Annotated in this window: 12 protein-coding genes and 2 pseudogenes; 1 reads left to right on the forward strand and 13 read right to left on the reverse strand. The window is 61.8% G+C overall.

Annotation, left to right across the window (positions count from 1 at the left end; genetic code table 11):
- Positions 1 to 202, forward strand: a 202-nt coding sequence (locus M1B34_RS02540; protein WP_268264378.1) for a hypothetical protein, incomplete at its 5' end; no start/stop codon positions are given.
- A gap of 93 nt (positions 203 to 295) precedes the next feature.
- On the opposite strand, the gene M1B34_RS02545 is transcribed toward M1B34_RS02540, so the two are convergent.
- The 13 genes and pseudogenes from M1B34_RS02545 to yaaA form a co-directional block, all read right to left on the reverse strand.
- Entirely contained in the window at positions 296 to 1,747 is a 1,452-nt protein-coding gene (locus tag M1B34_RS02545; RefSeq protein ID WP_268264379.1) for a mannose-1-phosphate guanylyltransferase/mannose-6-phosphate isomerase, read from the reverse strand.
- Between the two features lie 102 nt (positions 1,748 to 1,849).
- On the reverse strand, positions 1,850 to 2,518 hold the full coding sequence (locus M1B34_RS02550) for an alginate O-acetyltransferase AlgF (protein WP_268263449.1): 669 nt from the start codon (positions 2,516 to 2,518) through the stop codon (positions 1,850 to 1,852).
- A gap of 31 nt (positions 2,519 to 2,549) precedes the next feature.
- Positions 2,550 to 3,707, reverse strand: a pseudogene (locus M1B34_RS02555) (alginate O-acetyltransferase); the annotation flags it as partial.
- Between the two features lie 10 nt (positions 3,708 to 3,717).
- The gene (locus tag M1B34_RS02560; RefSeq protein ID WP_268264380.1) at positions 3,718 to 5,283 is read right to left on the reverse strand and encodes an MBOAT family O-acyltransferase; all 1,566 of its coding nucleotides are present in this window, start codon (positions 5,281 to 5,283) and stop codon (positions 3,718 to 3,720) included.
- 176 nt (positions 5,284 to 5,459) lie between these two features.
- Positions 5,460 to 6,575, reverse strand: coding sequence for a mannuronate-specific alginate lyase (locus tag M1B34_RS02565; protein WP_123336971.1), 1,116 nt, complete (start codon positions 6,573 to 6,575; stop codon positions 5,460 to 5,462).
- A gap of 7 nt (positions 6,576 to 6,582) precedes the next feature.
- Positions 6,583 to 8,031 carry an alginate O-acetyltransferase gene (locus tag M1B34_RS02570; protein ID WP_268264381.1) on the reverse strand — a complete coding sequence of 483 codons (1,449 nt, stop codon included), beginning with the start codon at positions 8,029 to 8,031 and terminating at the stop codon, positions 6,583 to 6,585.
- Positions 8,032 to 8,042: 11 nt separating this feature from the next.
- Positions 8,043 to 9,632 (reverse strand): mannuronan 5-epimerase AlgG, encoded by a 1,590-nt coding sequence (algG, locus tag M1B34_RS02575; RefSeq protein WP_123336967.1) that lies wholly within the window; start codon positions 9,630 to 9,632, stop codon positions 8,043 to 8,045.
- Positions 9,633 to 9,658: 26 nt separating this feature from the next.
- On the reverse strand, positions 9,659 to 11,143 hold the full coding sequence (locus M1B34_RS02580) for an alginate export family protein (RefSeq protein ID WP_268263450.1): 1,485 nt from the start codon (positions 11,141 to 11,143) through the stop codon (positions 9,659 to 9,661).
- The gene (algK, locus tag M1B34_RS02585) at positions 11,140 to 12,582 is read right to left on the reverse strand and encodes an alginate biosynthesis TPR repeat lipoprotein AlgK (RefSeq protein ID WP_268264382.1); all 1,443 of its coding nucleotides are present in this window, start codon (positions 12,580 to 12,582) and stop codon (positions 11,140 to 11,142) included. Before algK ends, M1B34_RS02580 begins: the two co-directional genes overlap by 4 nt.
- A gap of 9 nt (positions 12,583 to 12,591) precedes the next feature.
- Positions 12,592 to 13,761: an alginate biosynthesis protein Alg44 gene (locus tag M1B34_RS02590; RefSeq protein WP_268264383.1), complete on the reverse strand. Its 1,170-nt coding sequence runs from the start codon at positions 13,759 to 13,761 to the stop codon at positions 12,592 to 12,594.
- 35 nt (positions 13,762 to 13,796) lie between these two features.
- On the reverse strand, positions 13,797 to 15,278 hold the full coding sequence (alg8, locus tag M1B34_RS02595; protein WP_425273449.1) for a mannuronan synthase: 1,482 nt from the start codon (positions 15,276 to 15,278) through the stop codon (positions 13,797 to 13,799).
- 87 nt (positions 15,279 to 15,365) lie between these two features.
- A pseudogene (locus tag M1B34_RS02600) lies at positions 15,366 to 16,681 on the reverse strand (nucleotide sugar dehydrogenase).
- 814 nt (positions 16,682 to 17,495) lie between these two features.
- Positions 17,496 to 18,275: a peroxide stress protein YaaA gene (gene yaaA, locus M1B34_RS02605; RefSeq protein WP_268264384.1), complete on the reverse strand. Its 780-nt coding sequence runs from the start codon at positions 18,273 to 18,275 to the stop codon at positions 17,496 to 17,498.
- Positions 18,276 to 18,474: the final 199 nt, after the last annotated feature.

Genomic DNA, 18,474 nt, shown 5'->3' on the forward strand with positions numbered 1-18,474 from the left:
GGCGAACATCGAACAGCACACTCATGGAACTGGGCCTGTTGCCGTTGTTTACACACTAAATATTCCAGCGCTCAACTTGCCGCTTGCCGCTTGCCGCTTGCCGCTTGAAACTTGCAGCTTGCAGCTTGCAAGCTTGCAGCTTGCAGCTTGCAGCTCACCACTGCTCCAAAAAAATACCCCTTGCCCAACTGCCTGCGGATAGGGGACGCAGGCACCTGGGAAGGGGTTGAAAATCGAACGGCCAACGACTCCCTGCTGTTACTCGCAGCTTGCCGCTTGAAGCTTGTAGCTGCCCTTACTGAGCAATGGTCTTCACCGACACCCCGCGTTCGATTGGGGTAGAGCGCCCGTAGATGTCTTCGAAGCGCTCGATGTCGTCTTCGCCCAGGTAGCTGCCCGATTGCACTTCGATGATTTCCAGGGGGATCTTGCCCGGGTTGCGCAGGCGGTGCACCGAGGCGATCGGGATGTAGGTGGACTGGTTCTCGGTGAGCAGGAATACGTTCTCGTCACAGGTGACTTCGGCGGTGCCGCTGACCACGATCCAGTGTTCGGCGCGGTGGTGGTGCATCTGCAACGACAGGCAAGCGCCCGGCTTGACCGAGATGTGCTTGACCTGGAAGCGGCCGCCCATGTCCACGGAGTCGTAGGAGCCCCACGGGCGATAGACTTCGCAATGGTTCTGGGTTTCGCTGCGGCCCTGTTCGTTGAGGGTGTTGACCATCTGTTTCACGCCTTGGACCTTGTCCTTGTGGGCGATCATCATGGCGTCCTTGGTTTCCACCACGACGATGTTTTCCAGGCCGATCACCGACACCAGTTTGCCGTTGCCGTGGATCATGCAGTTGCGGCTGTCCTGGATCACCACATCGCCTTTGCTGACGTTGCCGTTGGCGTCTTTTTCATGCACGTCCCACAGCGACGACCAGCAACCCACGTCGCTCCAACCGGCGCTCAGGGGCACCACGCAAGCGCGCTGGGTTTTTTCCATCACGGCGTAGTCGATGGAGTTGTCCGGGCAGCAGGCGAAGGTGGCTTCGTCGATGTCCACGGTGTCGGCGTCTTCGCTGCTGCGCTCCAGGGTCAGCAGGCAGGTGTCGTAGATGTCCGGGTCGTGCTTTTTCAGCTCTTCGAGGAAGCGGCTGGCGCGGAACAGGAACATGCCGCTGTTCCAGAAGTAGCCGCCAGCCTCGACGAATTCGGTGGCGCGCTTGACGTCGGGTTTCTCGACGAAGTGCGAGACCCGGCTCACGCCTTCCGGCAGCAGCGCGTCGTTGCTGGACTTGATGTAGCCGTAGCCGGTTTCCGGCTTGGTCGCCGGGACGCCGAACAGCACCATCTCGCCACGTTCGGCGGCGACGGTGGCCAGGGCCAGGGCACGTTGCAGGGCTTTCTGGTCTTCCAGCACGTGGTCCGCCGGCAGCACCAGCATCAGCTCGTCACGGCCTTCGTTGACCAGCATCATCGCGGTCAGGGCCACGGCGGGCGCGGTGTTGCGGCCGAAGGGCTCCATCAGGATGCGCTGGCATTCGAGTTTGCGCGTCGCCAACTGCTCGTTGACGATAAAGCGGTGATCCTTGTTGCAGACCACGATCGGGGTGTCCATGCCTTCGAACACCAGGCGCTCCAGGGTTTGCTGGAACAGCGTGTGTTCGCCGGTCAGGGCGAGGAATTGCTTGGGAAACTGCTTACGCGAAAGCGGCCAAAGACGTGAGCCGCTACCACCTGACAAGATCACCGGAATCATGTTGTTACTCCTAATAAATGCAGTTGGGAGCCGCAAGCTGCAAGCGGCAAGTTAAAAGCTCTTCACTTGCCGCTTGAGGCTTGTTGCTGATAGCTCGCGCGATTAGCGCGTTGACACTGGGCGTTTCACCCACACCGGCGACAGGCTGCTGCCGTTGCCGGTGACGTAGAGCACCGCCGCTTCGCCGCGCTCCAGGGCCACGGGCTTGAGGTCGCTGACTTTTTTCTCACCGTCGTACAGGGCGAAGCTGACCTTCACCGGGTTGATTTCGCGCTCGCCGCGGCCTTTGGCGGCCACGGCCTTGACCACGTCGGTCTTGCCGTCGGCGGTCTTCAGGGTCAGGGCCTTGTCGCTGAGGTTCTGCACCCGCACCAGGGACTTCTGCTTGTTCTTGAACGGCGGCTCTTCGATCAGTTGTGGCTGGCCGCTGGCGTTGTTGACCAGGGTGTAATAGTGGTCGGCGGCGAGTTTCACCGGCACGGTCTGGCTGCCCACTTTGGCGCTGTAGTCGCCACCGGGCATGAAGCTGAAGTCACTGCTGGCCAGGGGCGCAACGTCGCTGACGTTGGTGCTGCCAACCGTGGCGCTGACTTCGGCGTTGCTGGCGTTGTAGATGCGTACGAAGGTCGAGCCTTTGGGCGCGGTCGGGCCGTACAGGGCGGCGTCGCCACCGGCGAACACCGATGTCGACATCAGGCCCATGCCAGCGACCAGGGCTGCCACTTTCAGGGAGTTGGCAGCGAGACGGCGAGGAGTAGTAATGAAAGTCATGAGTGTTACCTCTTTTCAGTTTTGCGCCGATCGGCGTCTCGGATTTGGCGTTAACGGCTAGGTTTTGTTGGCGAGCGCCGGCTTGCTTGAGCTCTGCGACCCACTGCGGGTCGGCGTCGCCGATTTCGTTGTTGACGGGCAGATAGCGTTCAGGGAATTCCCAGATCAGCACCTGGGGCGGGTTGTTCTTGAAGTCGTCGCTTTTGAGGTAGCTGAGCATCGGCAGGATCGGGCCGTGGCCGTCTTCGGCGTAGCTCACCACGTCGCTGTGCAGGGCCTGCTTCAGCGCGCCGACAAAGTTCCAGTTGGGGTTGGCGCTGTAGCTGGTGCCCACCAGGGCCACCGGCACGTCGTTGTTGGCAAACAGCGCATCATCGGCAGCGGGCTGGTCGTCAGCGGCGCGGGTGACGCGTTTATCCAGGGGCTCCTGGGCCGGCATGAGGTTTTCAAACAGCGGGTCCAGGGGCAGGAACAGGCGCAGGTCGCCTTTGTGCGCCACGGTCTGTTCAGCCTCGGTGACGAAGCGCTGGGGCTGGCCGCTCAAGGGGGCTTTTTCGGCAATCGACTGGGCCAGTTGCTTGGCGGCGATTTCGGCGCCGCTCGGGGTCCAGTGGGTGTCGGTGCGCAGGAACACTTGCTGGCCCTGTTGCTTGGCCTGTTGCAGTGGGCCCAGCAGGTCGGGGGCAAGGATCTTGTTGGCCGCGACCCGGGCATGGAAGTCCTGGTAGAGGTTGGCGTGGATGCTGGCCGGTTGCACGTCACCCAGGTGTTCCGGGTACAGGCGCACCTTGGCCGGGACGATGGCCATCACCAGTTTCACGCCGCGCGCCTTGAGCTGCTGGCGCACGCCTTCCACCAGGGCGTAGTTGCCCTGCAGGTTCAGCTCTTCGTTGACGATGGGGTTGAATTCCTCATCGCTGTACAGCCACTGGTCACGGCCCAGGACCACGCCCGGACGGCCTTCGTTGAACAGCTTGAAGTCCAGGGCGGCCCAGAGGTTGGTGCCCAGGCGCTTGATCGGAAACTCTTCGTCGTAGTGCGTTTCCACAGCCTTGGTCCAGCGCCCGTTGAGCACCGTGGCCTCGGCGTTGGTGCTGAAGCCGAAGAAGCTGCGCACCGACCACAGGCCCAGGACCGTCAGGGTCAGCATGAACAGGGCGATGTAGAACAGACGTAATGAGCGGGTCATGTCAGATCCCTCAGAACTGGAAGTAAAGGAACGGCGAGAAGCTTTGCGCCGAGAGTTTGAGAATCGAGGCGATGAACAGCAGCAGCACCAGGCCCCGCATCACGTAGCGCGACCAGTCGGCGGTCCAGTAGGCCGGTTGCACCTGGGCATCGGTGCCCACGGTGTAGCCCGGTTGGTGGATGCTGCCGGGGTTGTCGCCGGGTACGGCCTTGATCAGCCCCGGTTGTGCGCCGGCCGGGCCGTCCACTTCGCTGCCTGGTTCAGGCTTGGCCTTGCTCACTGGCGGGTTGCTGTAGAGGTCGCGCAGGCCGAAGAACGCCAGGGTGGCGTAGGCCAGGATCAGGGTCGCCACTTGCAGGCCGGTGAGGCTGGCGCGGTTGAGTTCCGACAGCGACCAGTCGCCGAAGCTGAACATGGCGCCGTACATACGCCCGGCCACGTGCAGGTTTTCGGCACGGAAGATCACCCAGCCCATGACCACCAGGAGGAAGGTCAGTGCCCAGCGGATCGGGTTCAGGCTGCGCGGCGAAGTGTTGAGGCCCAGGGCTTTTTCGATCGCCAGCCACATGCCGTGCCAGGCGCCCCAGACGATGTAGGTGATGTTCGCACCGTGCCACAGGCCACCGAGCAGCATGGTCAGGAACAGGTTGCGGTAAGTCATCAGCGTGCCTTTGCGGTTGCCGCCCAGGGTGATGTACAGGTAGTCGCGCAGCCAGGTGGACAGGCTGATGTGCCAGCGCCGCCAGAACTCGGTGATCGACTGGCTGATGTAGGGCTGCTTGAAGTTTTCCATGAAGCGGAAACCCATCATCAGGCCCAAGCCGATGGCCATGTCGCTGTAGCCGGAGAAGTCGAAGTACAGCTGCGCGGTGTAGGCCAGGGCGCCGAGCCAGGCATCGCCCGTGGTGGGGTTTTGCAGGGCGAAGCAATGGTCGGCGACCACCGCCAGGGTGTCGGCGATAAACACCTTCTTGATGAAACCCTGCATGAAGCGGGTGCAGCCTTCGGAGAACTTGTCCAGGGTGTGGGTGCGGTTGTTGAACTGGTCCGCCAGGTCGCGAAAGCGCAGGACCGGGCCGGCGATCAGGTGCGGGAAGATCGCCACGAACGCCGCGAAGTCGATGAGGTTGCGCGTGGCCGGGGTGTCACCGCGGTAGACGTCGATGATGTAACTGATGGACTCGAAGATGTAGAACGAGATCCCGATCGGCAACAGGATGTGGGTCAGGATGAACGGTTCCAGACCGTAGGAGGTCATGATCGCGTTGATGCTGTCCACGCCGAAGTTGGCGTATTTGAAGTAGCCGAGGATGCACAGGTCGACGCCGACGCCGAGCAGCAGCCAGCGTTGGGCGGGTTTGGTCCGGACCCCAGCCGCACCGACTTTCAGGCCGATCCAGTAGTTCCACAGGGTGACGCCGGCGAACAGCGCCAGGAAGTCCACCCGCCACCAGGCATAGAACACATAACTGGCGATCAGCAGCAGCAAGTTGCGATAGCGTTGCCCGCTCAAGTAGTACAAGCCGAGAAAGATCGGCAAGAACAGAAACAGGAACACATTGGATGAAAAAACCATCCCGATCTCTCCGTGTTTAACCAATAGTCAGAGGCCGGAGCCCCCCCAAACCCCCCCGCGAAAAAAGCGGGAAAGCGGTACTGCGTTCTGTAGGAGCCGGCTTGCCGGCGATGGCGGTCTTGAGGGCCTCTTCGCTGGCAAGCCAGCTCCTACAGGGCGTCGTTCCAACGATTCGATCAGGAGCCTTTTTCGTGGGAAGGGTCGTAGACCTTGGTCAGGTCGCCCCCCAGGCGGAAGGTCTTGAACGGCTGCATGCCATGCTTGCGCTCCAGCACATCGGGGGCGCAGGTGTAGAGGCTGCAGAAGGGTTCGAGCCAGGCGAATTTCGAGTCGACCTTGAGGTCGCTCATGTCCTGCTGCTTACCGTTCTTTTTCTCGAAGTCGTCCGGGTCTTTCACCCCGGCCAGCACTCGGTCACCCAAGCGCTTGAGGGCGCCGTTGTTTTCCTGGCGCAGGTCCACGCCATTGACCTGGGCGAAGCTGGCGATCATCGCCAACGGCGGCAGGGCGTAGTTGTGATAGGCCAGGGCGCGCTGCTGACGCTTGAGTTCGTTGGGCAGGAAACCTTCGGCATCGACCTGGTTGACCCCGACCTTGTATTCCTTGACGGCCCAGTCGAACAGGTCGCGGCGGTTGGTGGCGATGGAGGTCGCCATCACTGACCAGGCGGCCCAGTAGGAGTGGTTGTTGGTTTTTTCCAGGGGCAGGTTGTCCCAGTCGCTGACCACCTGGTCGGCCATCTTGCTGAACCAGGCCTCGATCTGCTGCGCTTCCTTTTCGTGGGTCGCCAGCGGGTGCGAGTCGGAGAACTTCAAGCGCAGGTAAGCCGAGGCCATGCTGCCCAGGGCCCATTTGCGCATGGACTTGCCGGTGTGGTTGAAGTCCTTGGACATCAGCGCGTCGGCCTGGGCCCAGGCGGTGAGCCAGCTCAGGGTGCATTCCAACTGTTCCGGACGGCCATCACGCATGAACTGCATGACCCGTTTGCTGGTGCCGCGCTCGATTTTGGTGATGTCGGCGGTGCTGTCGCGGAAGGCTTTTTCCGACTGGGTGTTCAAGGTCGCGCGGGCCTTGTCCGAGCCTTCGTACTTGCTGCGAAATTGCAGCGAGCCGGTGTAGGGCGCGGGCATGGCGTCACAGCCTTCGCTGTGGTCGCCGGTCTTGAACTTATCCACAGGCGCAAAGTAACCCTGGGGCGGCCGCAGGGGGGCCGCGGCCTGGGTCGCGCCGGCGAACATCGCCAGGCTGAGCAGGGTCGGGGTCAAAAGTCGTTTGATCGTTGTGCTTTGCATAGGAACCTCATTGCCCGATCTGCGCGGTGCGTTGCTCCGCGCTCGGGAATACGTTGCGTTTGCAAATTTTCGCTTCGACTTTCTGCGCGGCAGCGCCCGCTTCCGGACCCTGGACTTCGACGGCCAGCAGGTTTTGCGAGGCCCAGTCTTCGTCAGTGCGCAGTTCAAAGGCGAAACGCCCGTCGGTGTCGGATGTTTCCGGTTTGTCGATCTTGATGTCCTCGTGGCGCCCGTTCATGTACCAGAGGGTGGCTTGCAGGGTTTTCACCGAGGGATCGGCGAAGCGGATGTCAACCTGGTGGTTGCTGTTGCGCAGGTCCATATTTTTGCTGTTGACCAGCAGTTCGTTCTTGCCCGGCTTGAGGTTGGCGCTGGCACTCATCTGGGTGTCCTTGCCTTCGCAGCCGTTGTCGAGAAGAGACATCATTTGTCGGTAGATGGTTTCCTGGTCCAGGCGGTATAGCGGCGAGAACTCCCAGATGAGGATTTTCGGCGGGCTCTTCTGGAATTCCTCACTGCCCAGGTACTGCAACATCGAGCCTTCCAGGCCGCCGCCGGGGAAGGCGACGTTGAGGATGTCGGCGCCGATGGACTCTTCCAGGAAGCCGGCGAAGTTGTAGTTCTTGCCACTGTGGCTGGTGCCCACCAGGGTGATCTGCGGGTTGCCGGAATCACCGAACAGGTCGCCGTCCGCCGCTTCGCCTTTGGGCTCGGTGGTGAACTGGTCCATGTACTGGATGGCGTAGCTGGTGCCGCACAGTTGCCCGGCCATGTTGTGCAGGGTGCCGGTCTTGCCCATGCGCCCAGACTTGTGGGTCTCGAATTCACGCCGTGGAATGTCGGCGAAGGCCGGCAGTTGCTTGACCTTGTCGGCGACGATCTTGGCGGTGCGTTGGGCGCCGTAAGGCGTCCAGTGCTGGTCGCCGCGGAAGTAGAAGTCGTGGGCCGGCAGGGTGTCTGGCAGTTCTTCGTTGGTCAGCGGCGACAGGTCCGGCACCACGTAGCCCATTTGGGCGAAGCGCCCGAGCATGGCTTTGTAGTTGGTCAGGGCTTTGTCGTAGTCGAAGCGGGCCTTTTCCGCCGGGTTGAGCTTGTTGCGGTTCACCAGGCCACGGGTCGGCTGATAGACCACCACCAGCTCCACGCCCTTGCTCTTGAAAGCTTCGTGCAACTGCTTGAGGCGACGGTAGCCTTGCGGTGTGGTGTTGAATTCGGTGCGCAGGTCTTCCTGGGTGCGGAACAGCCAGTCGCCCTGGGCTTGCACCAGGGTGGTGAAGTTCTGCTGGTAGCGGGTGGTGTAGTTCTTCGCATCATGGGCGGCCGGGCACAGGTTGCAGCACGGCTCGGCGGTGAAGTTCGGCGCCTGGGGCTCATCGGCGCGGGCGCCGGCGCTGGCGGCGAGAATGCCGGCGGTCAGCGCCGACAGGCTCAACAGTTTGATCAGGTGTGGGGGCATGACAGTCATCCTCAATCCCGCATTTCGGTCTGGCGTTCGACGGGGTCGATCAGCACGGCTTTTTGCTGGCGAACCATCAGGTCGAGGATTTCATCCTGGCGCTCGCCAAGGATCCCCGAGAAGCTGATGCCGCTGCTTTTGGTGGGCGCGAGCATGGACACGCGATACAGCTCCACGCTCAACGGCGAGTCGATGGACAGCGGGCCGCTGCCATTGGCCGCCAGTTCGCCGCCGACCACGATCAGCGAGACCTGGGCGTCGAACGGGTCGAGCTTGATGTCGCGGTCGGTGTCGGAAAGGTCCTTGATGTGGCCGTAGACGCCGGTCAGGCCGTTGGCCATGGCGACGTTTTCGTACAGGCGGATATTCACGCTGTTGCGAATGCGGATGCCGTGGCGTTTGTTGCTGATCACCTTGTTGCCCCACAGCAGGTTGTCGGCACTCTCGTAGAGGGTGATGCCGTCGGTGTGGTTACGGTAGATCTCGTTGTAGGCAATCAGGTTGTTGACGCTGTTACGGTCGATCACGAGGCCCGAGAGTTTGTTGTCGTAGCTACGATTGTTGAAGATGAAGCTGTCGTTCACTTCCCGGGAAATGATGATGCCGTGCTTCTTCTTCGTCCCGTGGACGGTGTTGTCGGCGATGATCAGCCGGTGCGAACGGTCGTGGGGGTCGATGCCGTAGACGATGTTGTCTTTGTAGGTGTTGCCCTTGACCACGAAGTCGCGGGTTTCGTAGCAGTAGAAGCCGTACCACATGTCCGAGAATTCCGAGCCGATGATCCAGCCGGTGGGTTCATCGCGCTTGAGTACCTTGGCCATGTTCGGCGTGTACTGGGAAATACTCACGCCGTAGGACTTGGAGTTGGCGTAGCCGAAGCTGGCCATCTGGCTGTTGACGATGTAGGTCTCGGTGCCGCCCCAGGCCAGTAGGAAGGGGCGGAATTCCTTGGGCGAGCGGAAGGTCGCCGGGCCGTTGTCTTTTTCGCGCCAGCCCGTGACCTTGGTGTCGCGCACAAACAGCTGGCCATCGTTGACCAGGAACGAACCGCCTTCCTGGGACAGGCGCAGTTCCTGGGTCTGTTTGTCGATTTCCAGGATGCCCTTGCGTCCGACCACGATCGGCAGGCGCGCGAGGAATACACCCGGCGCGGTTTCGCTGATGTACTGCTTGGGCAGTTTCTTGGCCAGGTCTTTGAGGTTGATGTAACCGTCGTCGATAAAGATCGCCTGGGGAATGCCGTGTTGGCGCACCACCCATTCGGCCATCTTGTTGTCACCGCCTATAAAGTCCTTCAGGGCGTCTTCCTGCATCATCCGGCGCACGCTGATCTTGCCCGGCTTGCTGCGCACGATCTTCGCCGCAGCGGCCTCTGCGGTGTAGCCGGAGAGGTCGGGCAGGGTCGGCGTGGCCAGATTCAGCGGCTCGGTGGGCGCACTGCTGACGGTGTAGGTCTTGGCCTGTTGCAGCTCCTTGGCGATGATCGGCGCCTTGGCCGGCTCGACAGTGGCGAACGCCGAGCTGCTGGCCAGCAACAGGGCGCCGGCCAACAGGCTGAGGGCGCCTTTCGCAGCGGGGCTGTTCATGGGGTAGCAGTTCATTTCGGGCACTCCCTTCGCGGCTCGCATCAGAAGCGCCAGATCACGTCGATAAAGGCGCGGTGCATGTACGAGTCGACGTCTTTGCCGTAGGCATCGCCGGGCTTGAACACACCGCCACGAAAACGCACCAGGGCCGATGGCTCATCGATGGACTGGCTCAGGGCCGCCGGCAACAGGCCCTGCTTGAAGTACTTGGTGACCACCAAGTCCATTTCCTGCCCCAGGTCTTTCTTGCCGTCTTGCAGCGGCAGCGAGGTGCTGGAGAGCAGGTTGCCGTCGCCGTCATAGTCGTTGTCCACGGCGTTGATGCCGTTGCTGCCGACGGCCTTCTTGCCGTCCACGCGCCAGAACTTGTGGTAGATCAGGCTGGCGTCGTATTCGTCGTTGAGCATCCAGGAACCGAACAGGGTGGCGGTCTGCATGTTGTTCATTTCGCCGCGATAAGCTTCGCCGAAACGGTGCACGCGGGAGCGGGTGCCGGTGTAGTTGGAGCGGTTGCTTTCCAGGCCGTTCTGCTCGTAGTCGCCGCTGGCGCGGGCATAGGCGGCGCCGACTTGCCAGTTCGGGTCCAGGCGCAGGCGTACGCCCAGGTCCGTGGCCCAGCCGTCGAGGTTCTCGCCGCGCTTGGCCTGGGCCGGGCGGTTGCCATTGGCGTCCAGTGCGTTGACCGTGTCGCGGTCGCCGCTCATGCCGGTCAGGCTGGCCCAGTAGTTGACGGTGTTGGTGTTGCGCCAGTTATAGGCGTCGCTGTCGGCGGTGAGGCCGAGCCAAGTAAGGTCGCCGTTCTCTTTCTTGTCCAGGGAATCGGCCGCTTCGCCGGGCACCGGATAGTCGAGCTTGCCGTCATCGTGGGTGTGATGACCGCGAATCCCCACCCAGTTGCCTGGGGTCCACTGGTACGCCGCGTCGCCGTAGACGTGCAGGCGGTCTTTATCCTTGGGCGCCAGTTCCTTGAGGTCGGTGCGGTACTCGCTGAAGCGCTCGGCGGCGCCAACGTTGGCCCGCAGCAAGGTGGTGTCGAAGGTCCAGTTCAGGGCTTCGATGTTGGTGTCGCGCCACTGGCCGTCGTCGTTACGCAGGCGTTGGCGGCCCAGTTTCAACTGCTCGCCTGGGTAGGGCGTGAAGCCGCTGTAGCCGATCCAGAACTCACGCAGGGCCAGGTAGTTTTTCTTGGTCTTGCGGTCGTCGTTGCTCGACTGCTGGGTACCGTCGGCGTCCGACTGCTGCAGCGTATCGGTTTCGATGATGTCGGTGGAGGTCACCGCCTGGCCCATGGCGTAGGCGCTCCAGGCACCGCGTTCACCGTAGACCCACGGCCGCAGGTCCAGGCCCAGGCCGTTGACGTCGCCGCCGCTGAGGGTGCCCAGGTCGCGGTCGTCTTCGGACTGGCCGGTGATTTTCACTTCCAGGCCGAAGTTCTGGGTATCGGTCATCGCTGCCAGGGTCGGGCAGGACCAGATCAGGGCGAAGCTCAGGCCGATGCCGGCCTTCACGAATGGATTCAACTTCATAGGGTTTCCTCGCCGTCTTCTTCTTGCAGGGCGTGCAGTTGCAGCGCGTTCTGGCTCAAGGCCCCACGCACGGCCTGCTCTTGTTGCAGCAGGCGTTGGGCTTCGGCGCGCTGTGCAGGCGGCAATTGGGTTTCCAGCTGTTGCGCCAGCTCGTTGGCTTGCGGCGTGTCCTGGACCTTCGCCAGTTGGCTGAAGACGTAGGCGTTGACTGGGTTGGGCTTGGTGCCCTTGCCCTGGGAGAACAACTGGGCAATGGCGAAGTCGGCGCTGTTCTGGCCGTTGCGCGCGGCGGTCAGCAGGTGGTCCAGGGCCTTTTGTGGGTAGACCTGGCCCAGGTAGCCACGGCGGTAGATCTGGCCGAGGTAGTAGTCGGCAGCCACTTCGCGGCCCACGGCTTTCTGGAAGTGTTCTTCGGCGACCTTGGCGTCGGCCGGTACCCATTTGCCTTCGTAGTAGAGCTTGCCCAGCAGCAGTTCGGCGCGGGGCTGGTCGGCGGCGCGGCCGTTGTCCAGGTACTGCATCATCTTGTCGACGTCACCCAGTTCGGGGAAGTCGTAGAGCAGTTGGGCCAGGCTGACCCAGGATGCCGGGTAACCCGGAGCGACCTGCTCCAGCAGGGCCTGGGCGGTTTTTTCGTCCGGCTTGCCGAGGCTGGCATCGCCCAGCACGCGGGCCACGCTGTCCACTCGCTGGGCGCTGACCGTGCCACGGCTGTAGCCGGCCTGCAGCTGCTTGAGCAGCTCGGCCTGTTGCTCCGGCTGGCCGCGTTTTTGATAAACGGTGGCCAGTTCCACGTAGCAGATGTCGGTGCTGTTGAGCGCGGCCTTGCAGATGGTTTCCACCTCGGCCAGGTGTTGGTCGTAGGTGCCTTGGGTGCGGTACAGCAGCACCTGGGCCAGGCCGGCTTCCGGGTAACCGGCGCTGCGCCATTGGCTGATCTGCTGCTGGGCGTTGATGTTGGGGAAGCTGTGGGGGTATTGCAGGTACAGCATCGCCAGGGGAATCAGGGTGTTGCCTTCACCGTTGGCAAAGGCTTTTTTCAACAGGCCTTCGGCTTCGTGCTGCTCGGCCTCGGTGGAGCCGGGCTTGGCCACCAACAAGCGGCCAAGGCGCGCCTGGGCCCGGGGCGATACATCGGCCGCGGCGCGATAGGTGGCCTCGGCCTGCTTGATCTGCGCCGGGTCGCGGCTGTCCACCTGGATGTCGGCCAGGCCCACCTGGGCCTCGCTGTAGCCCAGGTCCGCCAGTTGCCGGTAGTTCTGTTCGGCCAGCGCGGTGTCGCCGCGCTTCAGGGCTTCGTTGGCCAGGCGCTGGTCGGGCAGGCCGGCGCAACCGGCCAGGCTCACGGCCAGGGCCAGGGAGCACAGGGCCAAGGCGCGGCGCCCTTGAGGCTTATCGAGTGCGCAGCACTCGCCAATGGGAAGGCTAGTCACAGGCATGTCCTCCGCTTAGAGACCGGAGGCCATGGCTTTGTCGATCAGCCAGTTCATGGACGGGCCACGGTCGCTGCTGACTTCCACTGGACGACCGGCGAAGGCGCTGCTCAGGGGATGGTCAGGCTTGATCTGCACGCGGATGTCGGAGGACAGGTCGCTGCTGTTCAGGCTGGTGCTGCTGACGATGGTGCCGCGGCGCACAGTGTCTTCATCGGCAATCTGGAAGTTGACCTTGGTGCCTGGGCGGACATCAGCGAATTGACGGTAAGAGAAGCGCGCCTCGACGTTGGCCTGGCTGTTGCGCGGGACCAGTTGGAAGATCACGTCGCCTTTGCTGGCGTACTGGCCGTCGGCGACCATTTGCTGGGCCACGGTGCAGTCGCAAGGGGAGGTCAGGGTGCCGGTCATTTGCTTGCCGAACAGCTCCTCGACCTTGGCCGGTTGCAGTTGGTCTTCATCCAGGTGGCCTTTGAGCACGTCGAGCATGCTGGTGCTGAAGGTGGCCAGTGGCGCGCCCTTGGCCGCAATGCCGTCGCTCTGCACCAGGCTTTGCACCGTGCCGTCGCGCGGCATGGTGACGTTCATCCCCGGGACGCTGACCAGGCCGGCCTGGGCGTGGCTGACGAAGTACATGCCGTACACCGACTTGAGGATGAAACCGAACGCCGCCAGGCCCACCACGAAGATCCCGGCGCTGAAGGTCACGGCGCGCAGGCGGCCCATGGCGGTCATGCCGCTGCCGCTGTCCTTGACCTTGCGCGCCTTGGTGAAGTTGTCGCGCTGCAGGGTGGCGAGCACGTCTCCCATGCTGACGATGTCGCCGGCCAGGTGCGAGGTGATCAGGTGGCGCAGGGTGGAAATGTCCTGGGGCTCGAGGTTCTGGAACTGGCAGCCGACGCGGCCGCTCTGGCGGTCGAAGGAGCGGATCTGCAGTTCCACGTCCATGGCCAGGCCCAGGTTGTCGATGACGAACTGCAGGCGGCCCTTGTGCACCTCACCGATGGTCAGCGCCTGCTGCCCGGCGATAAAGCTCAAGCCACCGGCGGACAGGTCGTGGACCCGGACTTCCAGGGGTTTACCCTCTGTTCCGAAAAAGCGCAGCTTGGCCGGGATCTTGACCCGGGCGTGCTGGCGTTGGGCTTCGGATTCATGCACTACGTTGACATTCACGGCGGTGTTCATAGGGGCGATTTCCTAGTTAATTCAGGCAAGTCGGGTCAGACCATCAGCAGCAGCACGGCGACGAACACACTGCCGGCAGAGAAGGTCATGGTTCGAGACGACCAGGTGTTGAACCAACGTTGAAAGCTGGCGAGATCACGGGTCAGTTTGGTGTCCTGGCGGGTCCAGGACTGTTGGTCGAGGCGGAAGAACACGTAGATCTTCACCAGCGCGCCGACGATCTGGTTGTAATAGAGAATCACCGGGTAGGCCGGGCCGATCTTGTGCCCCGAGCACGACAGCAGCAGGGTCAGGATCAAGCGGGTGATGCCGATCCACAGCAGGTACGCGAGGATGAAGGCCGTGCCGTACTTGAAGCTGGCGATGATCGCCACGGTCAGGCCCAGCAGGGAGGTCCACATCGACACGCGCTGGTCGAACAGCACCACGCTGGTGAACAGCCCCAGGCGCTTCATGCCCAGGCCCAGGGCCCGGGAGTTCTGCCGCAGGTTGTTGCCGTACCAGCGGAACATCAGCTTGCGGCTGGCCTTGATAAAGCTCTTTTCCGGCGGGTGTTCCACGGTGTTGATCGCGGCGTCGGGTACGTAGAAGGTGTCGTAGCCCAGGCGCATCAGGCTGAACCAGCTGGACTTGTCGTCGCCGGTGAGGAACTTGAAACGGCCCAGGCGCCAGTGTTGCAGGGAGTCGCTTTCCACGTCGGCGATGAAGTCCGGGTCGGTGACCACGGTGGCGCGGAACACCGACATGCGCCCGGTCATGGTCAGCACGCGCTTGGACAGGGCCATGGAGCACATGTTGATGTGACGTTGGGCGAAGCGCAGTTTGTGCCACTCGCTCATGACGTAGCCGCCGCGCACTTCGCAGAACTCGTTGGTGGTCAGGCCGCCGACATTGCCGAACAGCTGGAACCAGGGCACGGTCTTGCGCACAACGCCTTCGCCAAGCACGGTGTCGCCGTCGATCACGGCCACCACGGCGCGGCTGTCCGGCAGGAGGCGCGAGATGGCGCGGAAACCGAAGGCCAGGCCGTCGCGTTTACCGGTGCCGGGGATGCGTACGAAGTCGAGTTTGACCCGGTCAGGCGGGTTCATCCGCGCCCACAGGCTTTTCACCAGCAGCTCATCGGACATTTCCACGATGGAGCAGACCACCGTGGTCGGGAAACCGCAGTCGATGGCTTCGCGGATCACCGAGCTGTAGACCTGGGCGGTGGTCAGGGCGTCGATGCGAAAGCTGGTGACCATCAGGTACACATGGGACGGGTCCGCTGCCGTGCCCAGCTTGCGCACTTTGCGCCGCAGGTGCGGGTAGACCACGTAGAGAAACAGCATGCCGCGGACAAAGTGCGTGGCACCCATCGAATAGCGCCAGATACCCACGGCGCCAATCAGGAAAATAAAATCCTTGGACTCAGAGTCGAAGGTCGATGTGGGCAGCAGCAGCGCCATCCCCATCAGCAAGCTCAAGAAAAACAGCCAACCGGCGGCCTGTAGGAGGCCGTTTTTTAGCCTGTGCATAATCAGCATCCTAAAATCAGTTGCAAGCTCCAAGCCGCAAGCGTGGGGCTCTTGCTTACGGCTTGAAGCTTGAAGCCTGCCGCTGCGTTACCAGCAAATCCCTTCGGTACGGCCGGTGGTGCAAGTGGCCTTGGACATGAAGCCGACAGGTCGATGACTTGCTTGCCGATAGGTGCCTTGTCGGCCAGGGCGCGGAACTTCTCGTCACGGTTGCCGAGGATGATCACGTCGGAGTTGCCGATCACTTCGTCGAAGTCCGAGTTGAGCAGGGACGACACGTGGGGGATCTTCGACTCGATGTAATCCTTGTTGGCGCCGTGGACCCGGGCGTACTCGACGTTGCTGTCGTAGATGCTCAGGTCGTAGCCCTTGCCGATGAGCATTTCTGCCAGTTCCACCAGCGGGCTTTCACGCAGGTCGTCGGTACCGGCCTTGAAGCTCAGGCCGAGCAGGGCGACTTTGCGCTTATCGTGGCTTTCAACGATGTCGAAGGCGTTCTGCACCTGGGACTCGTTACTGCGCATCAGCGAGTTGAGCAGCGGCGCCTCGACGTCCAGGGAGCCGGCGCGGTAGGTCAGGGCGCGTACGTCCTTGGGCAGGCAGGAGCCGCCGAAGGCGAAGCCCGGGCGCATGTAGTACTGGGACAGGTTGAGGGTCTTGTCCTGGCAGACCACGTCCATCACTTCACGGCCATCGACGCCGACGGCCTTGGCGATGTTGCCGATCTCGTTGGCGAAGGTGACCTTGGTCGCGTGCCAGACGTTGCAGGTGTACTTGATCATCTCGGCGACGGCGATGTCCTTGCGGATGATCGGCGCATCGAGTTCTTCGTACAGCGATTGCAGAACGTCGCCGGACGCTTTGTCGAATTCGCCGATGACGGTCATCGGTGGCAGGTCGTAGTCGGCGATGGCGGTGCTTTCGCGGAGGAATTCCGGGTTGACCGCAACGCCGAAGTCGACGCCGGCTTTCTTGCCGGAGCAGTCTTCGAGGATCGGGATCACCACGTTGGCCACGGTGCCGGGCAGCACGGTGCTGCGTACCACGATGGTGTGGCGGGTGGTCTTGTCACGCAGGACAAAACCGATTTCGCGGCACACGGCTTCGATGTAGTTGAGTTCCAGGTCGCCGTTCTTCTTGCTCGGGGTACCGACGCAGATCATCGACAGGTCGGTGTCGCGAATGGCTTCCGCGAAGTTGGTGGTGCCACGCAGGCGACCGCTCTGGATTCCCTGGCTCAGGAGTTCGCCCAGGCCCGGTTCAACGATGGGGGATTTCCCGGCGTTGATCAGGTCGATCTTGTCTTTGGCTACATCCACGCCAACCACATCATGACCCCGTGCAGACAGGCAACCGGCACAGACTGCACCGACGTAACCCAAACCAAATATGCTGATGCGCATCGCATTTACCTCTGTGTTATTCACGCCATTAGATGGCCGGAGTTAATGTTTGCCAGCGGTTGTTGCGCACTCGAAAGTACAGCGGATTAACGCTGTAATAACGTGTGCAGGCAGACTAAGTTCCGAGTGTCTAAATAAGTGCACTCAAGTTGTGCGCAACTAATCCATGTTGTAAAGGTGTGCCCTTGTTTGTTGCCAGCAGCTCCTGCTGCAGGACCGGGTTGCCTCAGGCGTGGAGCGTATCCACTGGCTCTGGGCCACATTCCATGGGTATTCCCAGTATGTGGGGCGGTCCTTGAAGGCCGGCTATTCCTTGGCGTCGTAGGGGATAGTAATGGTGCGTTATCTCCTGTCGGTTAAACCTAAGTTCAAGTTGTTGACCAGGCAGTCATATCACTGTGACAACTTGGCTAGTTTCTCTTGATCCTGTGTAAGTCATCTCGTACGTTGTCGTTGAGAATCGTTACCGGTGGTATGAGCGGTGGTTCAGGACATAGTTCCGACCCACTCATCCTGTTTTCCGAAATTTCTTGAAATATTGGCAAAGATGGCACTGCTCTCAAATTGATAGCACTTACCATTTGGGCCTTTAGTTATGGGGAGTTCACGGCGGGAGATATTTTTATGCCACTACTGAATAAAAAAAACAGTGCCACTACTGAAAAAAGTCACACCTGTCGAGTGAATAAAAAGTTATCCAGAGGGCAAAAAGAATAATGACGCCAATAAAATGGCGATTTTGGCGAGAGGGAGGGGCGAGTGATAAAAATCCGGCGTGCCCATGGAGTGGTCATGGGCACGCCGGGAATCTGCGTTATTGCGGTGCGTGATCGCGCAGGAAAACCAGGTTGTCGGCTTTCGACTGTTCGGCGCTGTAGCGGTAGCCCTGGACATCGAATTGCTTGAGTTGGGCCGGATCGTCGATGCGTTGTTCGATGACGAAGCGGCTCATCATGCCCCGGGCCTTTTTGGCGTAGAAACTGATGATTTTGTACTGGCCGTTCTTCAGGTCCTTGAACTCGGTGTTGATGATCCGCGCCTTCAGGGCCGTGTGCTTGACCGCCGAGAAGTACTCGTTGGAGGCCAGGTTGAGCAGCAGGTCGTCGCCTTGCTCGGCCAGTGCCTCGTTCAGCCATTCGCTGATGCGCGTGCCCCAGAACGCGTAGAGGTCCTTGCCCCTGGCGTTGGCCAGCTTGGTGCCCATTTCCAGGCGGTACGGTTGCATCAGGTCCAGGGGGCGCAGCAGGCCGTAAAGGCCGGAGAGCATGCGCAGGTGTTGCTGGGCGTAGTCGAAATCGGCCTCGCTGAGGGTTTCGGCGTTGAGCCCGGTGTACACGTCGCCCTTGAACGCCAGCAGCGCCTGCTTGGCGTTGTCCGGGGTGAAGGCCGGGGTCCAGCTGCCGAAGCGCGCGGCGTTGAGGCCGCCGATCTTGTCGGAAACGTGCATCAGCTCGCTGATCTGCGCCGGGCTCAGTTCGCGCAGTTGCTGGATCAGCTCCTGGGAGTGATCGAGGTACTGCGGTTGGGTAAAGCGCTGGGTGACCGGCGGGGTCTCGAAATCGAGGGTCTTGGCGGGTGAAATCACCATCAACATGCAATCGTCTCCTTTTAGCGTCGGGGGATTCTAGGGGCTCGGGCGTTCGGACTCCACCTATGATGGCGATAGTCATGACCGCTGATCGCGGTTCGCCGGCAAGCCGGCTCCACGGCCCTTTAGGAGCCGGCTTGCCCGCGAAGGGCCCTGATGCCTGGTGCTAATCAGCTATAGTGCCGCGCGGGTTTTGTTCTGGAGG

It is taken from the genome of Pseudomonas morbosilactucae (assembly GCF_023241715.1).
GTDB lineage: Bacteria > Pseudomonadota > Gammaproteobacteria > Pseudomonadales > Pseudomonadaceae > Aquipseudomonas > Aquipseudomonas morbosilactucae.

Bases quoted from the DNA above. Each gene is read 5' to 3' on its own strand.
- algK (WP_268264382.1), bottom strand. From the start codon at position 12,582: ATGCCTGTGACTAGCCTTCCCATTGGCGAGTGCTGCGCACTCGATAAG.
- M1B34_RS02570 (WP_268264381.1), bottom strand. From the start codon at position 8,031: ATGCCCCCACACCTGATCAAACTGTTGAGCCTGTCGGCGCTGACCGCC.
- alg8 (WP_425273449.1), bottom strand. From the start codon at position 15,278: ATGCACAGGCTAAAAAACGGCCTCCTACAGGCCGCCGGTTGGCTGTTT.
- M1B34_RS02550 (WP_268263449.1), bottom strand. From the start codon at position 2,518: ATGACTTTCATTACTACTCCTCGCCGTCTCGCTGCCAACTCCCTGAAA.
- M1B34_RS02565 (WP_123336971.1), bottom strand. From the start codon at position 6,575: ATGCAAAGCACAACGATCAAACGACTTTTGACCCCGACCCTGCTCAGC.
- M1B34_RS02560 (WP_268264380.1), bottom strand. From the start codon at position 5,283: ATGGTTTTTTCATCCAATGTGTTCCTGTTTCTGTTCTTGCCGATCTTT.
- M1B34_RS02545 (WP_268264379.1), bottom strand. From the start codon at position 1,747: ATGATTCCGGTGATCTTGTCAGGTGGTAGCGGCTCACGTCTTTGGCCG.
- M1B34_RS02590 (WP_268264383.1), bottom strand. From the start codon at position 13,761: ATGAACACCGCCGTGAATGTCAACGTAGTGCATGAATCCGAAGCCCAA.
- M1B34_RS02580 (WP_268263450.1), bottom strand. From the start codon at position 11,143: ATGAAGTTGAATCCATTCGTGAAGGCCGGCATCGGCCTGAGCTTCGCC.
- yaaA (WP_268264384.1), bottom strand. From the start codon at position 18,275: ATGTTGATGGTGATTTCACCCGCCAAGACCCTCGATTTCGAGACCCCG.
- algG (WP_123336967.1), bottom strand. From the start codon at position 9,632: ATGAACTGCTACCCCATGAACAGCCCCGCTGCGAAAGGCGCCCTCAGC.